The sequence below is a fragment of the Chryseobacterium herbae genome (genome assembly GCF_025154075.1).
GTDB classification, from domain to species: domain Bacteria; phylum Bacteroidota; class Bacteroidia; order Flavobacteriales; family Weeksellaceae; genus Chryseobacterium; species Chryseobacterium herbae.
Genome location: NZ_JAOAMU010000004.1, coordinates 29,515 through 46,600, shown reverse-complemented (window position 1 = coordinate 46,600; position 17,086 = coordinate 29,515). Strand labels below are relative to the sequence as shown.

The 17,086-nt window shown below is 38.9% G+C and carries 15 protein-coding genes and 1 tRNA gene; 11 read left to right on the top strand and 5 right to left on the bottom strand.

Going from position 1 to position 17,086, the window contains the following annotated elements; genetic code table 11:
• Window positions 1–23: 23 nt before the first annotated feature.
• Complete coding sequence (gene dtd / locus N0B48_RS13290) at window positions 24–473, bottom strand: D-aminoacyl-tRNA deacylase (protein WP_259839268.1); 450 nt, start codon at window positions 471–473, stop codon at window positions 24–26.
• Window position 474: 1 nt separating this feature from the next.
• On the bottom strand, window positions 475–930 hold the full coding sequence (locus N0B48_RS13285) for a Rieske (2Fe-2S) protein (RefSeq protein ID WP_259839267.1): 456 nt from the start codon (window positions 928–930) through the stop codon (window positions 475–477).
• Between the two features lie 109 nt (window positions 931–1,039).
• Here N0B48_RS13285 and greA point away from each other — a divergent pair, with 109 nt between their 5' ends.
• The 11 genes from greA (at window position 1,040) to N0B48_RS13230 (ending at window position 13,034) form a co-directional block, all read left to right on the top strand.
• Window positions 1,040–1,510, top strand: coding sequence for a transcription elongation factor GreA (greA, locus tag N0B48_RS13280; RefSeq protein WP_223608703.1), 471 nt, complete (start codon window positions 1,040–1,042; stop codon window positions 1,508–1,510).
• A gap of 57 nt (window positions 1,511–1,567) precedes the next feature.
• Window positions 1,568–1,954, top strand: coding sequence for an HIT family protein (locus tag N0B48_RS13275; protein ID WP_259839266.1), 387 nt, complete (start codon window positions 1,568–1,570; stop codon window positions 1,952–1,954).
• A 58-nt stretch (window positions 1,955–2,012) separates the two neighbouring features.
• Window positions 2,013–3,200 carry an ATP-dependent Clp protease ATP-binding subunit ClpX gene (clpX, locus tag N0B48_RS13270; protein ID WP_223608701.1) on the top strand — a complete coding sequence of 396 codons (1,188 nt, stop codon included), beginning with the start codon at window positions 2,013–2,015 and terminating at the stop codon, window positions 3,198–3,200.
• Window positions 3,201–3,275: 75 nt separating this feature from the next.
• Window positions 3,276–5,204 carry a T9SS type A sorting domain-containing protein gene (locus N0B48_RS13265; protein ID WP_259839265.1) on the top strand — a complete coding sequence of 643 codons (1,929 nt, stop codon included), beginning with the start codon at window positions 3,276–3,278 and terminating at the stop codon, window positions 5,202–5,204.
• Window positions 5,205–5,209: 5 nt separating this feature from the next.
• The gene (locus N0B48_RS13260) at window positions 5,210–5,428 is read left to right on the top strand and encodes an Fjoh_0651 family PID-CTERM protein (RefSeq protein ID WP_259839264.1); all 219 of its coding nucleotides are present in this window, start codon (window positions 5,210–5,212) and stop codon (window positions 5,426–5,428) included.
• Window positions 5,429–5,489: 61 nt separating this feature from the next.
• Window positions 5,490–6,782, top strand: a complete 1,293-nt coding sequence (locus N0B48_RS13255; RefSeq protein WP_259839263.1) for a peroxiredoxin family protein — start codon at window positions 5,490–5,492, stop codon at window positions 6,780–6,782.
• 44 nt (window positions 6,783–6,826) lie between these two features.
• Window positions 6,827–6,900 (top strand) — tRNA-Met (locus tag N0B48_RS13250).
• 344 nt (window positions 6,901–7,244) lie between these two features.
• On the top strand, window positions 7,245–8,762 hold the full coding sequence (locus tag N0B48_RS13245; protein ID WP_259839262.1) for a tyrosinase family protein: 1,518 nt from the start codon (window positions 7,245–7,247) through the stop codon (window positions 8,760–8,762).
• The gene (locus N0B48_RS13240; protein ID WP_259839261.1) at window positions 8,759–9,526 is read left to right on the top strand and encodes a DUF2182 domain-containing protein; all 768 of its coding nucleotides are present in this window, start codon (window positions 8,759–8,761) and stop codon (window positions 9,524–9,526) included. The genes N0B48_RS13245 and N0B48_RS13240 overlap by 4 nt, the downstream gene beginning before the upstream one ends.
• A 404-nt stretch (window positions 9,527–9,930) precedes the next feature.
• Window positions 9,931–11,664 carry a DUF8225 domain-containing protein gene (locus N0B48_RS13235; RefSeq protein ID WP_259839260.1) on the top strand — a complete coding sequence of 578 codons (1,734 nt, stop codon included), beginning with the start codon at window positions 9,931–9,933 and terminating at the stop codon, window positions 11,662–11,664.
• On the top strand, window positions 11,661–13,034 hold the full coding sequence (locus tag N0B48_RS13230) for a hypothetical protein (RefSeq protein ID WP_259839259.1): 1,374 nt from the start codon (window positions 11,661–11,663) through the stop codon (window positions 13,032–13,034). Before N0B48_RS13235 ends, N0B48_RS13230 begins: the two co-directional genes overlap by 4 nt.
• Window positions 13,035–13,125: 91 nt before the next feature.
• On the opposite strand, the gene N0B48_RS13225 is transcribed toward N0B48_RS13230, so the two are convergent.
• The 3 genes from N0B48_RS13225 to N0B48_RS13215 form a co-directional block, all read right to left on the bottom strand.
• Window positions 13,126–14,424, bottom strand: coding sequence for an HlyD family secretion protein (locus N0B48_RS13225; protein ID WP_259839258.1), 1,299 nt, complete (start codon window positions 14,422–14,424; stop codon window positions 13,126–13,128).
• A 44-nt stretch (window positions 14,425–14,468) separates the two neighbouring features.
• Window positions 14,469–14,663: a bacteriocin-like protein gene (locus N0B48_RS13220; RefSeq protein ID WP_259839257.1), complete on the bottom strand. Its 195-nt coding sequence runs from the start codon at window positions 14,661–14,663 to the stop codon at window positions 14,469–14,471.
• Window positions 14,664–14,727: 64 nt separating this feature from the next.
• Window positions 14,728–16,920 carry a peptidase domain-containing ABC transporter gene (locus N0B48_RS13215; protein ID WP_259839256.1) on the bottom strand — a complete coding sequence of 731 codons (2,193 nt, stop codon included), beginning with the start codon at window positions 16,918–16,920 and terminating at the stop codon, window positions 14,728–14,730.
• Window positions 16,921–17,086: the final 166 nt, after the last annotated feature.

The following is a 17,086-nucleotide window of genomic DNA, read 5'->3' as shown; positions in this document are numbered from 1 at the left end:
TCAATATTGTATTTTCTGACGGATCAGTTTTTTGTGATGGAGTCCATAACGATCGTCACAGGGCCGTCGTTGATAAGGGAAACCTTCATATCTGCTCCGAAAATTCCGCTTTCGGTTTTTAATCCGGACTTAGCAATTTCTTCTTTGAAATAATCGAAAAGAGGGATGGCCTTATCAGGTTTTGCAGCTTTGATAAAGGAAGGACGGTTGCCTTTTTTATAGTCAGCGATCAGGGTAAATTGACTGATGCAAAGAATTTCTCCCGAAATATCCTTTACAGAAAGATTAAGTTTATCATCTTCGTCACCGAATATTCTCAGGTTTAAGATCTTCTGAACCAGCCAGTCTGCATCTGCTTTTTCATCATTTTCATCAATTCCGGTCAGCAGCATCAGTCCTTTCCTGATTTCCCCTACAATTTTTCCGTCTACTTTTACACTGGCCTCAGAAACTCTCTGGATAACGATCTTCATTTTAATAATAAATATTTAAGGTTTTGGTGGCAGGATCATAGTTGTTAAGATAGGTTTTAGGCGGAAGAGAAGTGGCAGACCCAGACTGTGGCTCGCCTGTTCTCAGGATCCATTTCGTGTTGTCCTTAGGGCACAAAATACTGATATTATCTTTTACTTCAAGAGTGGTATTGCTGTCCGGGCAAAGGTGAGGAGCATTTCTGTCATACGCTTTAAAGTTATCCCCCACACGCACTACGATCAGTCCTCTGGTTCCGGCTTGCTGTTCGTTTACATAAATCCATCCTCCATCATAAGTCAGATTGTAATAAGCAGGCAGATTTAGATTTAAAGTTACATTCACAGGGTTGCTGGGAAAGCAGCTTACGGTATCTTCTCTGCTTCCGCATGAGTTTATAGTTAAAATACTGAAAATCAGTATCGTTGAAATAGAAAGGATTGAAAAAGTTTTTTTCATTTCAATTTAAATTTTTATATATTTGTAAAAGTTAAACGATATAACACGTAATACATTGTCCGGCAAATGTCGGATTATTTTTTTATACCAAACCTAAATTTTGAAAATTATGGCAAGCTATGTAACAAAGGAGGGACAAGAGAAAATGAAAGCTGAGCTGGAACAGTTAGAAACTGTAGAAAGACCGAAAATTACCATGCAGATCGCAGAAGCAAGAGATAAAGGAGATTTGTCTGAAAATGCTGAATATGATGCGGCTAAAGAGGCTCAGGGGATGCTTGAAATGAGAATTTCGAAGCTGAAAGATATTATCGCAACTTCCAAGATCATAGATGAAAGTCAATTAGATACTTCAAAGGTTTCCATCCTTACTACTGTAAAACTTAAAAACAATGTGACCAATCAGGAGCAGGTGTTTACACTGGTGCCGGATAATGAAAGCGACCTTAAAACAGGAAGAATTTCTGTAAATACACCTATCGCAAAAGGATTGCTTGGAAAAGTAATCGGTGAAACAGCTGATATTACATTACCTAATGGAAACAAACTTTCTTTCGAAGTATTAGAAATCACTCTATAATCTAAAGTACGATATCCGGAATCTAATTTCTAAAATCAAACCTCTAATTTCTACCCTATGAGCAGTATATTCACAAAGATCATTAATGGCGATATTCCCTCTTATACCATTGCCGAAGATGATAACTTTATCGCGTTCCTGGACGCAATGCCTTTAGTGAAAGGACATACTCTTGTAGTTCCCAAGAAAGAAGTCGATCTGATTTTTGATCTGGACAGTGAAGAATATAAAAACCTTTGGGGATTTGCCCAGCAGGTCGCCAAAAAGATTAAGAATGCAGTGCCCTGTGTAAGAGTGGGCGTAGCTGTAGTAGGACTTGAAGTTCCGCATGCCCACATCCACCTCATTCCCTTAAACAAGGTGGAAGACATGAACTTCAAAAATGAAAGACTGAAACTAACAGACGAAGAATATAAAGAGATTCAAAACTCAATTATTTCTTAAAAGCATAAAATCGTAAAAAAGAAATTTTTTACGATTTTCTTTAACATTATTATATAGTATGAATTCAAACCAATGTTCTTTCTGCGGCAGAAAAAGAAATGAAGTACAAATGCTCATTTCCGGGCAGACGGGCTTTATTTGCGAAAACTGCATCGAACAGGCGCACGTTATAGTAAAAGACAGCGTTTCTAAAACGGGAACTTCTCCGGCAGAAAGTATAGACGAACTTAAAAAACCGAAAGAGATCAAAGAATTCCTTAACCAATATGTTATTGGGCAGGATCAGGCGAAAAAACAGCTTTCGATCGCGGTATACAATCATTATAAAAGACTGCTTCACGCTCAGGATGAGAACAGAGAAGTAGAACTGGAAAAATCAAATATCATCATGATAGGCGAAACCGGTACAGGAAAAACGCTTCTGGCAAAAACCATTGCAAGAGAGCTTAATGTTCCTTTCTGTATCGTAGATGCTACTATTCTTACCGAAGCCGGCTATGTAGGGGAAGATGTGGAAAGTATCCTTTCGAGACTTCTGATGGTGGCCGATTATGATGTGGAAAAAGCAGAGAGAGGAATTGTGTTTATCGATGAGATTGATAAAATTGCAAGAAAATCTGACAATCCGAGCATTACCAGAGACGTTTCCGGAGAAGGGGTGCAGCAGGGATTGCTGAAACTTCTGGAAGGAAGTATCGTAAACGTTCCACCTCAGGGAGGAAGAAAGCATCCGGATCAGAAATACATCCAGGTGAATACTCAGAACATCCTGTTTATTGCCGGTGGAGCTTTTGACGGAATCAAAGATATCATCGAAAGAAGAATGAACAAGCAGGCCATTGGCTTCAGTTCTGAAAAAATAAATAATACGGACGAAGAAAAATATGTATTGACCAATATTAATGCTATTGACCTTCGTACTTTCGGACTAATTCCTGAACTTTTAGGTAGATTCCCAATCATTACTTACCTGGATAAACTGGATAAAGAGACCATGGTAAGAATCATGAAAGAACCTAAAAATTCGATCATCAATCAGTTTATAGAACTGTTCAAAATGGATGGCACGAATTTGGTATTTACAGACGGCGCTGTCGAAAAGATAGTAGAAGAAACTATTGAAAAAGGATTGGGAGCCAGAGGTTTAAGAGGAACTACTGAAAAAGTTCTGGAGGACTATATGTTTTCAATAGGAGAGGAGAAAGAAATCATATTAACGGAGGATAATATTTTTGTTAATAAATAAAATATTTTTTTTTCTTTAAAAAAAAATCTTACCTTTGCGGGTGAAGATTGTATTAACACACAAATAATTTATACAATGAGAAAAAGTTTATTTGCTATAGGTCTTTTAGCAATTAGTTACTCTGTTCAGGCGCAGGTACTATGTCACGTTGACACTAATGCTAATATGTATGTGAGCGAAGGCACCCTTGTTTATAGTGGTGGAGGTGTACAAACGAGAGGTAATGGCCTTTTGGATGTGCACGGAAACGTTATGGTTGTAGGTACAACCGGAGATGCTTTTAAAACAATAGACGCTGCTGGTGGAGATAAAACCGATGGTGGAAATATTGTTTTAAGACTTAATACTCCAGGGAATACCGACGACGCGTCTACTTATGGACAGTTATATGTTGATGGTTTAAACCAGGCACAGATAACCGGAATCGTAAGTAAAGAATTCAGAACCAAGAAAAATGGTAATGGAGATTTTTATCAGCAGGTGGCAATGCCTTTCTCTGGTAAAGTTCTGAACACATTATCCACTGAACTTGGTAAAACATTCGGAACAGTAAGAAGAAGTAAAAACGAAATCCTAAAATGGAACAACACAGCAGCTGTTGCCGATTTTACAGATTTATCTGTTCCTACAACTGATGCTACTACCTATTATATGTTGGGATCTGCCAATAATAATCTGGATACCAGTAGCTCGCTTCACACCGTTAATGGTCGCCCTTATACTTCACTGGCAGCAAACACAACTCTTCAAAACGGAGGAAATGTTAGTTTCGGTGTAGGAGGAACGACGATCAATGGGTACAATGAAAGATATAACACATATCTTCAGGATCAGTTTGAAGTTTCCATTACTCCTTGGGGGAATACATACGGTAAAAATATTTACCAGTTTGGAAATCCTTTCTTAACTAATCTTGACTTATCAAGAATAGGGTATATTGAAAACGGAGGAACTACAGACGGAAATAATATCCCTAATATTTGGGGGGTAAGATATGATCCGGGAACAGTAGTGGTAGGAGCTCAGGGAAATGCATCCAGTACAGGAGCATTGATCCAGACTTATGCTGCTAACGGAGTGCCGGTTGGTGATATCGGTATGATTATCAAGCCAATGCAGACTTTCGTTCTGAAATTGAGAGATAATACATCTCAAACATTAAATTTTAATACCCTTAGAAGATTTAACCAAACGGTTAGATTAGCAGGTACTGATTATAGTGTTACTGCTGCCAAAAATGGTAGTAAGAGCATTGACGGAACTGTAAAACAACTTGGGGTAATTGGTTTAGATGCTAACGGAAACGAAATAGCAAGAACCTATTATGTAGTTTCACCTAATGCTACTACAGGTCACCAGACTTCAATAGCAACTACGGTTCAGGCTACAGCTACAGGGGAAAACATGATCGGTACATTTGAAGAAGCTTTAAATGGAGGTTATGATACAAACTATCAGTCTCAGTACTGGTTATACATCAATGAAGCCAATGAAGGTAACTTTCTTGGTAAAAATGTTAAACTTGTAAATTATAAGACTGATAAAGTTAAATCTTACAAATTTGAAATAAGAGAAAACGGAGAGTTAGTGCCTACCGGAACTCACTTATTGTCTGCAGGTATCGGGTTTTATTATAAAGCATCAAACGGTACTGTACAACAGGCAAAACAGGGAGGTATTGCACCAAACGCTGTGGCATCTTATGACTTATATTACGGTGAGCCAAATAATGTGGTGCTAGCAACGAATGATACGAAGGCACCTTCAAGAACAATGGTGGTATATAATCCAGAAATTACCAACTACATTGTTAGATTTGATCCAAACTGGAAAAAAGCAGATATTGAAGTTTATGATATGAGCGGGAAACTGGTTATCTCTAAAAAGGCAGTTGATGCATCTAGGGATTTTGTAATTGAGCTTAACGGCGCTGTTAAAAATTCTTATGTTGTAAAAATTGTTTCTGATAAAGGAGAAACCGTTAACACTAAAATCTTAAAATAAATATTATGAAAACTATTAATAAACTAGTAATCGCTCTTTTCTTTTTCGGAACATTTCTGGTCAAGGCAGATGAAGTTCCGCCAGTACCTGGAGGAGGTGGTACCGGAGGGGTAGGCCCCGGAGCTGCTGCATCACCTATCGACATGTATGTTTATCTGCTGTCTGTAGTGGCCATTGCACTTATTCTATTCTATACAAAGAAATTAAAAAGCGTAAAAGCCTAAAATTTTATTAAAATAACATTAAACTCTCTGATTAATCGGAGAGTTTTTTTATTTTTACTCTATGAAAAAGATATATATATTATCTGCAGTATTAGCTGCATTTTCTCTGCAGGCTCAGTTTACGGTTACCGTTCAGGCCCCTGCCGAATTTAAAGATCAGGATGCCATTCTATATACATTAAACGGCTCGAAAGATATCATCGTTACCAAAGAACAGAGCAAGAACAATACCTGGACCTTTAAGTATCCCAGCCATTATATGGGAATGATGAAGGTGTATTTTCCGGCTTCAAATAATACGGTGAGCTTTGTATCAGAGAATAAAAATGTAAGCATAAAAATAGATGCTCAGAATAATAAGATCAAAGAAGTAGCTTATCTTGATGAAGTGAATGATCTTATGAGCAAACAACAGGAAGGTTCCCAGAAAAAAGAACTTATACTTCCTGCATTGGCACAGATCAAAGAATACTATAAAGACAATACAGAGTTCGGTAAAGCCCTGAAAATTGAAATAGACAGACTTTCCGGTACAAGCAATGGCGTTGACGCTGCCAAACATCCGTTTATTGCTTATTATAATACCAATTACGCTAAGTTCTTGTCCAATTCTGCAGATCCTGCAAAAAAAGTTACCCAGGACGATATCGTTAACTTCCTGGATAAGTCTAATGATATGTTAGAGTCTTCCTCTCTTCTGAGACCTGTTTTGGTTTCCTATCTTAATTCCGGAGGGAATACCAATGTGGCGGGTTCAGTAGATACTCTTTTAGACCGTTTAAAAGTAGAAACACCAAGAGGACAGACTGTTTTATCGGAACTTATTGACATTTTTGATGCCTATGACATGGATGAGTTTAAAACCAAGTATCTGACACTTGCGAAAAACCTTAAATGTACCATTACCGATAGATTGGCAACCACTTTAAAATCCAATGCGAATGTGGAAATGGGAGGAGCGTTTCCTAATGTGAAATTCCAGTCTGCAACGAACACATCTGCAAAGTCTCTGTATGACGTGAAAGCAGATAAGAAAGTGATTGTTTTCTGGTCGTCTACATGTTCGCACTGTGAAACCGAGCTGCCACAGCTTTTAGCGAAATACAATGATTTAAAAGCGAAAAATATTCAGGTTATCGGACTGTCTCTGGATACCGACAAAAATTCATATACTCAGAAGATTGCTGCATTTCCATGGATCAATGACTCCGAATTAAGAGGATGGAACAGTACTTACGTAGATACCTACAATGTTCATGCAACTCCGACGTATTTTATTTTAGATGCTAACAATAAGATAATCAATAAACCAGACCACGTAGGTGATGTTTTGGAATATTTTAAGTTAAAATAATTTTGGTGGTAAACAAATATTTTCTATATTTGCACCACCAAAACGGCGAGGTAGCTCAGTTGGTTAGAGCGCAGGATTCATAACCCTGAGGTCACGGGTTCAATTCCCGTCTTCGCTACAATAAAAGGGAAAGTAATAGATTTACTTTCCCTTTTTTATTTTACCAATTCGTCGTTACTTATTTTAAAATGACGAATTAAAAATTACTTACGATAAGTTTTACGTGACTTATCTATTCTTTTTCTCACAGACTATTTCGTCCTTAAATTTCCAATAAACTATTTTTAATCCCCTGAAATCGTTTCAATAAATTCACTTATTGGTGATAAATTACGTATTTATACGTAATCCTTTTTCCTGTCGTGTGCGTAGATTTGTGGTTAACATGAAATCTGCTTGTAAAGAGCAGTACTTTTTGATAAAAACTTTTATAATAACCAGAACAAACTTAAAATTAATTCTATGGCAAAGTTTACAAGAAAAAATGCGTGGGAGTATGAGGGTACTTTTAATAATCCGGATCTTTTGTGGTACGCAAAAGCAGTAGGGGTGATGCAGTCCAGAACTTTAAATGATGAAAATAGCTGGTGGTTTTTTGCAGCCATGCACGGTGAGCAAATGGGTGGAAGTACATTTCCTAACTGGAATGTTATTCCTGGACCTCCAAATATTCCAACAAGTCCGCTCCCGGACCCTGATACAATGAAAAAATACTGGAACCAGTGTCAGCATCAGAGTTGGTATTTTGCGCCATGGCACCGTGGGTATCTTATCGCTCTTGAAGAGCAGATCCGTCAGGCAGTAATCAGTTTAGGAGGTCCTGCAGACTGGGCACTTCCATACTGGAATTATCTGGGAGATGGTGATCAGTATAAAATACCTCCGGCTTTTACTCAGAAAACCCTTCCGGATGGAAAAACTCCGAATCCTTTATATGTAACCGCAAGATATGGTCCTAAAAGCGATGGAAACGTTTATGTGGTGATTCCACCACTTTCAGAAGCGTGTCAGGGAAATACTATTTATACGGGAAGCAACTCTGCGACTTCAAAACCAGGGTATGGAGGACCGGAAACCAAATTTTCACATGATGGAGCAACCAGTGGCAACCTTGAGAGCAATCCACATAATTTGGTGCATGTACAGGTAGGAGGAAATGACGGAATAATGTCTGATCCCGATTCTGCAGGACTTGATCCTATTTTCTATCTGCACCATTGCAATATCGACAGAATGTGGGCTGCATGGAATGTAAAGAACAGTAATCCCATTAATCCACTGTGGTTGGGAGGACCGGCACTTTACGGTGAAAGAGAATTCATCATGCCTTTACCGGATAATAAGGCCTGGGTATATACTCCTGAAGAAATGACCAGTTTGGCTAAGCTTGATTATACGTATGATGATCTTGAACCAACAACGGCTCCTTTGGTGGAGAAAACACTTTCCCAAAGATTGACTAAATTAGGGGTACAATCTGTAGAAACAGAAAATTTACAAGAACAAGATATGGACTTAGGAGACAACTCAGAACTTGTAGGTGCCAATACCGGACAGGTTCAGATAGACGGATCAGGAGCGAAAACTACCGTTAAATTAGAAAGCAGTTCCTGGAAGAATGTACCCAACAGCCTGATGAAAGCCTCTGTTTCCAATTTACCGGATCAGGTCTATCTTCAGCTGGAAAATGTAAAAGGAACGAGAGATGCCAATATTCTTAACGTTTCTGTGAACCATCAGCTTGCCGGACACGTTTCTCTTTTCGGATTGCGTAATGCTTCCGATAAAGACGGACACAATGGTGGGACAGGACTTACGTTTATCCTTAATATTACAGACATTATCGACAACCTGTTTATCAATAATCAGCTTGATATTAATTCTCTGGATGTAACAATCCTGCCAGATAATGTGATTCCTTCCGATGAAAAAATTACGGTAGGGCGCGTAAGCATCTATCGTGAAGAGCAGAAACTATGAAAACCTCGAAAAGGATCCGTTATTCAATAAATATAGCGATTCTGGCGGTAAGTGCTTTCTTTTGGGTGATTCTGCTGTTTAATCCGGGTGGAATTATGACGGTAAAGCATTGTCATGTGACCCTTGAAGGCCCGTCAAAAGCATCGCTTCAGATGATGCTTCAGATGAATCCGGTCTCTGATCTGATGATTGGGTGGACACTGATGGTATTGGCGATGATGTTGCCCAAACTGATTGTGCCGGTTCAATATATTTATGACCGCAGTTTCAAAAGCCGTAGGTTTTGGTCTGCATTACTTTTCATATTGGGCTATACAGCAGTATGGATCGTTATGGGCTTTTTTATGAATGCGATCATTGTAGGATTGAATCTGCTCTTACCGGATTCTTACATTCCTGCATTGGCAGTGGGAATAATTGCAATGATATGGCAGTTTTCTCCGATCAAGCAAAAGTGTCTGAACCGCGGACATGACCATGTTGCGCTTGCTGCGTTTGGTTCCGAGGCGGATCGGGATGCATTTATGTTTGGGATTATGCACGGAGTTTGGTGTGTGGGAGCAGGATGGGCATTGATGCTTTTCCCGATGTTATTGCCTTCCGGACATAATCTGGCCATGATTGTTGTTACTTTCATCATGATCAGCGAACATATGGAACATCCCAAATTTCCAGGGTGGCATTTCAGTTTTCGTCTGAAACTTCTGCGTGTTATCATTGCACAGACTAAGCTTAATCTGAAAAATGTATTGAAATTCAATTGAATACTTTTGTTTTCTACTCTATTCTACTTCACCGGACTTATGTAAAATAAGGGTGAGAAAACCGCACTGAGGAGTGCGGTTTTTTTGTGACTTAATATGAATTTCCCATTAGTGGGATTTTTAAGCTTTTTATTCCTTCTGTATTAAAAGGGTTTTAGCAATAGGTATAAACTTTGAAAAATAAATTTGCGTAGAAATACGTAAAGAATTTCAAAGGAGAATTTCTAGCTTTGAATATCATAATTTACTTTTCAAGTGAGCATCAGTAGAAAAATTACTTTCTGGTGGTGCTTTTTTTAAATCAGACATTCACTGCACTTTCGGTGCTGATGTATTGGAGAATGAGCATTCTTCCCACAGTTACTTCAAATTCTTAAAACTATATACCATTAAAAATTAAAACCATGAAAAAATTTGACACCCCAGCCTATCAGGCGGACAAAGATTTTAAAGACCAGCCGGATCTGAAAAATCAGATTGTAAATGCCTGGAGCAATTACGTAAAATACTGTACCATTAATTCACAGATGGGAAATCCATGGTCAAGCAGCTATGATCATCCCAGAAGCTGGTACTATAATCCTCTTGTCACACCGGTTACTCCTGATAAAAATAATACAGTCCCAATACAGTGGGGTGCTTTTCCAAACAGGATCAATCATTATTTTACCAGTCAGTTTACTAAAGATTTTCCTAATCAAGCTCAGGATAAACTGCACGAACTTGCCGATATCGGTCCGAATGCATTCACTGAAAAATATGGTACAAAACTGGTGGTTCCTAAAAACCCATGTGATCCGACTAATACGGATACAAAAGCATTTGGTCCTTCCGGTCCCAGAGGCTGGCAGGATGAATACTGTGAATGGAGCGTGACCAGAGATACCAACGGAGATATTATCGCAGTAAATTTCACCCATGAAAATCCGGAATATTGGTTCCACATGTGGAAAGTTTCTCAGGATATGGTGGTTTCACTTTATCAGGAAATTCTTAATAATCCCAATGTGAAGAAGGAAGATCTCTATCTTTTGGATGCAAACGGGAATCCTGTTATAGTAAGAGAAACGGGTCTGCCTGCCTATAATCCGATTAATAAATGGAACAGAGGTTCTTCGGCTACAGCAGATGGAGGAGGAGCGGTACATCTTACCAGCCCACCCAATTCTTTAGGTGCTGAGATTTACCTTGGAGCAGCTGCTACTATTTTAAGAGTGGTGGGAGGAAAAGTTATTACCGATGCCAATACACTCATCTGTGCTGCACAGTACGGGCAGATCTACAGAAACAGTGATCCCCGTATCGGGCAGAATGTGAATGCACTGGTGTATAATAAAAAGCTGAAAATATCATTGACTAACCCAATTGCACTGTACGGACAGGTGCCGGATTTTACTCAGTTTACAATGCCGGATTCAGCAGAGGGCTATACCATTAAAGATTGTTATAAAATTATCAGAGGAACAGATATCAATCCGGGGACTGATTTTTATCCTTTTAATATGATCCTTCATTCAAGATTTGAGGTTCCGGCCGGAGCTAAATTTAAGCTGAGTGATATTAAAGTACAAGGGCAGCCTCTAAAATGGGGTTCACAGATTGCAGATGTTTTTAAAGTACAGCTTGCAGGGACAGGAATTCCGGGAGGAAGTGACAAACCTCAGGAATATCCGCCGGTAGGAGATCCGGATGTTACCTTGCCAAGTGTACAGTATCTCCTAGACAATAATCTGCTTCAGGCAAGTCTTTACAACAAACTGAATACATTCTCTAATTTAACCTCATGCATTACTCAAATTGAAGCAGGAACCACTACAAGTGGAATTGCTGTACTGACCAGTGATGCCAACAAGGAAACAGGTTTTGATTTTGGAACAGGAATCAATGTATCTGTGACAGATTTTCAGGATCTGGGGAATGATAATCAGCTGTTCATGATCGATATTACCGTTCATGCTGCTGCCTCGTTGGGAGAAAAGCCGCTTGCGCTGTACAGTAATGCTTCAGATCCAAAATATACGGTTTCAGGAGTTCTTGAAGTAGTGGCACCTGGTTCACTTCCAAAACTGAACATTACGCCAAATCATACCTTACTTTCTGATCAGCAAATCAAACAGGTTCAAAAAATACTGAAATGAGAACACTATTATTTTCCTTTTTTCTATTGAGTTTAATTTCAATTTCATGTGAATCCGGAAAAAAGGACAAAAAATTAAACTCCAGAGTTGGCTTTTCTCAAAAGATGGCAGATTTCGATTGTGGTGCATTTTGTGATCCGCCTTCGGTAACGTATCAGTTGCCGGCAGATTCCAGCTGTGTGAACAGTTCTCAAAATGTAATGAACTGTTTTGCATGGAAAAATTTTCTTGCATTAAACTGGTTGGCCTCTGACCAAAGGGGAGTTCCGGATACTGCTGCAGTTGCCGCTGATTACGGAATGCCCGGAGACTACAAACCTACGGTATGGGAAAGCTACCTGAGTAGTGATGATGTATTTGCTGCTAAACCACCTGCACAATGGAATCTTAGAAGCAAAAACGGGTATATGAAGTACATCAATGAAATCAATAAGTTTACTGATATCAATGCAAGTCTTCCGAAACCTAAGCTGAGAGCAATGCTTGGAGGAAATGTAGACGAAATCATGCAGGCTAAAGGAGCGTGGCTGACCGATCAAAGCGGAAACATCGTTTGGTATGAAATCCGGATGAATACGATTGAAAGTGATTTTGTACGTGATAATAAACTTTATAATTATGGAAGCTTAAGTGCATTTGCTGCCCAAAATCAAGGGGTTTGGTTTCCGCTGGAATCTATTGAGATCAAAGCGGCATGGCGAATCATTCCGGAAGATCAACTGGAATCGCTGAAGAATTTTTACAAAATATCCATGGCGACGGTTCCGGAGATCAAAGGTTTTGATAAGAACAATAAGCCGATCTATGGAAAATATTCACAGAAATATTTAGGATTGGTAGGTCTTCATATCATTAGAAAAACCAATCAGTCTCCCCAATTTACCTGGATGACTTTTGAGCATGTGAACAATGCACCGACAGATGGACAAGTTGATCCTTCCGTTAAGTATTGTTTTTATGACCCTAAAAGCACGGATAAGCCAAACCAGTCTCCGGTACCCGGAAAAGACAGTTTAAACAAACCTGTTCAGGTAGTTCGTATTGCAGACAACGCCATCACGCCGGAAATACAACAGCTGAATAAGCAGATCCAGGATATGATTAAGGCCAGCAATCCTAAATCTGTGTGGCAATATTATCAGCTGGTGAATGTGCAGTGGCCGGAAAACCCGGTGAAGGATAAAGACAACAATAAGAAAGCTCCTCTGATGACCGGTGGGATTACCCCGAAGAATATAGCCAATGTCACTATGGAGACTTATATTCAGGAGAAACAGTGTATGGACTGTCATAAAAATGCATCGGTTGGAGACCAAAAATATCCTACGGATTACAGTTTTATATTTTTAAAGGTTAAACCGGGAAAGTAAAATACCAACTTTAATAATCGTACTCATTCATAACAATAAAACCGCAGTCTTTGTAAGCTGCGGTTTTATTGTTGATATATTTAAAGGAGTATTAAGTTTGGTACCCCAATAATTTTCTGATCTGGTAGAAGAATCTTTCAATAAGTCTAAGATCCTGTGTTACGATTTCCGCGTTCCCTCTCAGTTCTTTGTCAAAAGTAAGGTTTTTATTATAGCTGGTCTTTAATCCTTTCGGAAGGGTAATGTCTACATAATAGTTTCCTTTATCATCGGGAATAAGAGAAATATTCTGTACTTTTCCTTCCACAATACCATATTCCTGAAAACGGTAGTTGTCAAGTTTGATCAATACTTTCTGACCCGTCATGACCTTTCCTGAGTTAACAGTAGGAACGGACATTCTTCCAACCAGCTTTTCCTTATTGGTAGGAAGGATGGAAACAATGGGCTCTGACATTTTTACAAACTGATTTTCTCCAAAAAACTGCTGAAAACTGGCCATACCATCTGTAGAAGAAATCACAAGATAATTCTGTTCCCACTGTTTTAAAGATTTACGAAGCTGTTCAAAAAGCTGTAAAGTCTGAGAAGAATAAGTGATCTTGTCTTTTTCTGTGTTAATGGCTGTTCCGCTTTTTGTTTTATTCAGATTGGAAATCCCTTCATCCATTTGGGAGATGGAAATATTGAGGTTTTCAAGATTTTGCTGAGCCTGAAGGAATTTTATTTTTTCATTTTCAAGTTCTACGGAAGCAATGACTCCCTGGTTGAAAAGTTCCTGAGATCTCTGATAGCTTTTCTTTGATAATTCATATTTCGCTATTTCCAGACTTTTTTGCTGTCTTAAAGTAGCAATTCTTACCCTGTATTCTGAGATGCTCTGGTTGGCCGCTATATTTTCAGGCGCATAAGGCTGAAGTCTCGTGAAAAGTTCCTCATCCTGAAAAGCTTTTGCAAAACTGTTGTAATCTCCCTGCAGTTCACCAAGTTTGAATCTTGAGGTCACCGCGATTGGAAAACTCTGCAATAGCTGAGGAGAAATAGAATCCACCAGTTTTTTCAGTTCTAAAACATCTTTATAATTGGCCGTGGACTGCATGACCATCAATACATCATTTTTCTTTACCTGCTGATGATCTTTGATGAAAATCTTTTCAATTTTCGCGTTCATCCGGGCCTCTATTTTCTCAGGAGGATTTTGTGACGTCACCATAACCGGAGCAGCAACAAATTCCGGGTATTTAATGATGTAGCTCATCACAAGGATAAGCAGGAGTATAATTAATATAACGCTGTTTCCCCAGCGTATCATCCAATGTGGAGGCTGGGTGAGAATGTCCTGAACACTCTCTGAGCGGAGTTCAATATTGTCTAAAATATCTTCTTTCATGTTTCTGAGATAAAATTTCCCCCATGTTTCAGAGGGAATATAATTTAAGCAAATGGACAGTTTCCGTCATAGTCTGATGGAGGATTGGTATCTGCATCCGGCGGACATTCAAAATGCTTGATTCTGCATGGAACCCAGCTTCCGTTACACCATGATCCGCAGCAGTTGGTACCAGGGATTATTGTTCCTCCGTCAATAGAAATTAATTCCTTTCTCGACAGTTTTTTCAGATTTTTCATAATTAAGTTGCTTAGTTTTTTTCCTACTCTATAAGCTTTTCGGAATTCGCTTTTTTTATTTGTATTAGCTTCCTAATTCAAGTTGATTTTTCACCAATCTGTAGTATTCACCTTTTAAAGCAACCAGGTCGGCATGGTTACCTTCCTCTACCACCTGACCTTTATCCAGAACGATGATTTTGTCTGCATGTTTTACGGTGGATAGTCTGTGGGCAATCACGATGGCTGTTTTGCCTTTAAAGAACTGTTCCAGATTTTCCATGATCACCTTTTCATTATTGGCATCCAAAGCAGAAGTTGCTTCATCGAAAAAGATAAATTCAGGAGATTTGTAAACGGCTCTGGCAATGAAAAGCCTCTGTTTCTGACCACCACTTACGCCTACCCCTTCATTTCCGATCTTTGTATTATAGCTTAACGGAAGACTTTCAATGAAGTCCTTGATGTTAGCAATTTCTACAGCACGTCTTAATTTTTGTTTGTCCACGTGATCTTCTCCTACCGCAATATTATTGGCTATGGTATCATTAAATACATATCCTTCCTGCATCACTACACCGCAATGATCTCTCCAGAATCTCGGAGAAATGCTTTTCAACTGGGTGCTTCCAAGTCTGATATCTCCTGCTGTAGGTTCGTAAAATTTCATCAGAAGTTTTAAAAGCGTCGTTTTTCCACTTCCGCTGGCTCCTACAATAGCTGTCGTTTTCTGATAAGGTATCGTAAGGCTAAGGTTTTCAAATACGGGAACATCTGACCCGATATACCTGAATGATATATTGCTGACTTCAATGTCTTTCTGAGGAATTTCTCCTGCATACTGCTCATTTTTGTCTTCTTCGTCTTCTTTATCGTGGATTTCACCCAATCTTTCAAGGGAAATCTTGGCATCCTGAGTCTGCTTGATAAAATCGATAAGCTGTAATAATGGACTGTTCAGCTGCCCGATGATATACTGCACAGAAAGCATCATCCCTAAAGTAAGATTTCCTTCTAATACGAGCTTGGCTGAAAGGAAACTTACCAGAATATCTTTCATCTGGTTAATGAAATTTCCTCCTACCGACTGCCATTGTTCCAGAGAAAGAGATTTGATTCTGATTTTAAATAATTTAACCTGCAGGAATTCCCAGTCCCAACGTTTCTGTTTTTCCGCGTTATGCATTTTGATCTCCTGCATCCCGTTGATAAGCTCGATCACTTTACTCTGTTCCTGTGAAACCTGAGAGAATCTTTTGTAATCCAACTCCTTTCTTTTGCTAAGAAAAAAGCTGATCCATCCGATGTAAAGACCTGCTCCTATCAGGTAAACGACAAACAGTCTGTAATCATAAAACAGAAGAACAATACTGAAGATAATAAGGTTCACCAAAGAGAAAAGGGTATTTAGTGAAGAACTCGTCAATAGCTGCTCAATTCTGTGGTGGTCATTGATCCTCTGCATGATATCTCCCGTCATTCTCGTATCGAAAAAGCTGATCGGAAGTTTCATCAGCTTGATAAAGAAATCCGAAATGATGGAAATATTGATTCTTGCAGAAAGGTGAAGAAGAATCCAGCTTCGGATGACTTCAATACCCATTCTTCCCAGGAATAGCATGATCTGGGCAAGAAGGACTACATAAATGAAGTTAAGATCCTGATTCTGTATCCCGACGTCTACAATACTCTGCGTAAGGAAAGGAAAAATAAGCGAAAGTAAACTTCCCGCCAAAAGACCTACTGCAAGCTGTATGACAAGAGACTTATATTTTAGCAGGTATTTGGATAAGAAAGAGAAACTCGCCTTACTTTCGTCTGTATCAAACTCGGTCTGAAAAAATGCCGGTGTGGTTTCAAGAATAAGGGCAATTCCTTCTTCCGTATTTTCGTTGGCATTTTCCCCAATCCATAATTTGATGAATTCATCACGGGAATAGGTGATCAGTCCGTAACTCGGATCTGATATATAGACTTTGTTATTTTTATCAATTTTGTAGACAACAACGAAGTGGTTCTTGTTCCAGTGTACAATGCAGGGAAAAGGAACTTCTTCTGCAAGGGTATTAAAATCGATCTGGACTCCAAGGGAACGGAATCCTAAGTTTTCTGATGCGTCGCTAAGGCCTAAAAGGCTGCTTCCTTCTCGTGTAGTTTCAGAAAGGGTACGGATCTGCTGCAGGGAAATACTTCTGCCGTAGTATTTACTTACAATTCTAAGGCAGGTAGGGCCGCAGTCTTTAGCATCCGGCTGTTTATAAAAGGGAAATTTCTTCAAAATTGATATTCATTATAAAATGTCGCCAAAATATGACGACATTTTTACTTATTCAAATTAATATTCAAATGTATATCGTTCAATTATATGATGCATCATTTTTAGGGTATGCACCGATACAAATTAAAGGATCATTAACAGTCTATTTTTCGTGCTGTTAAATTAG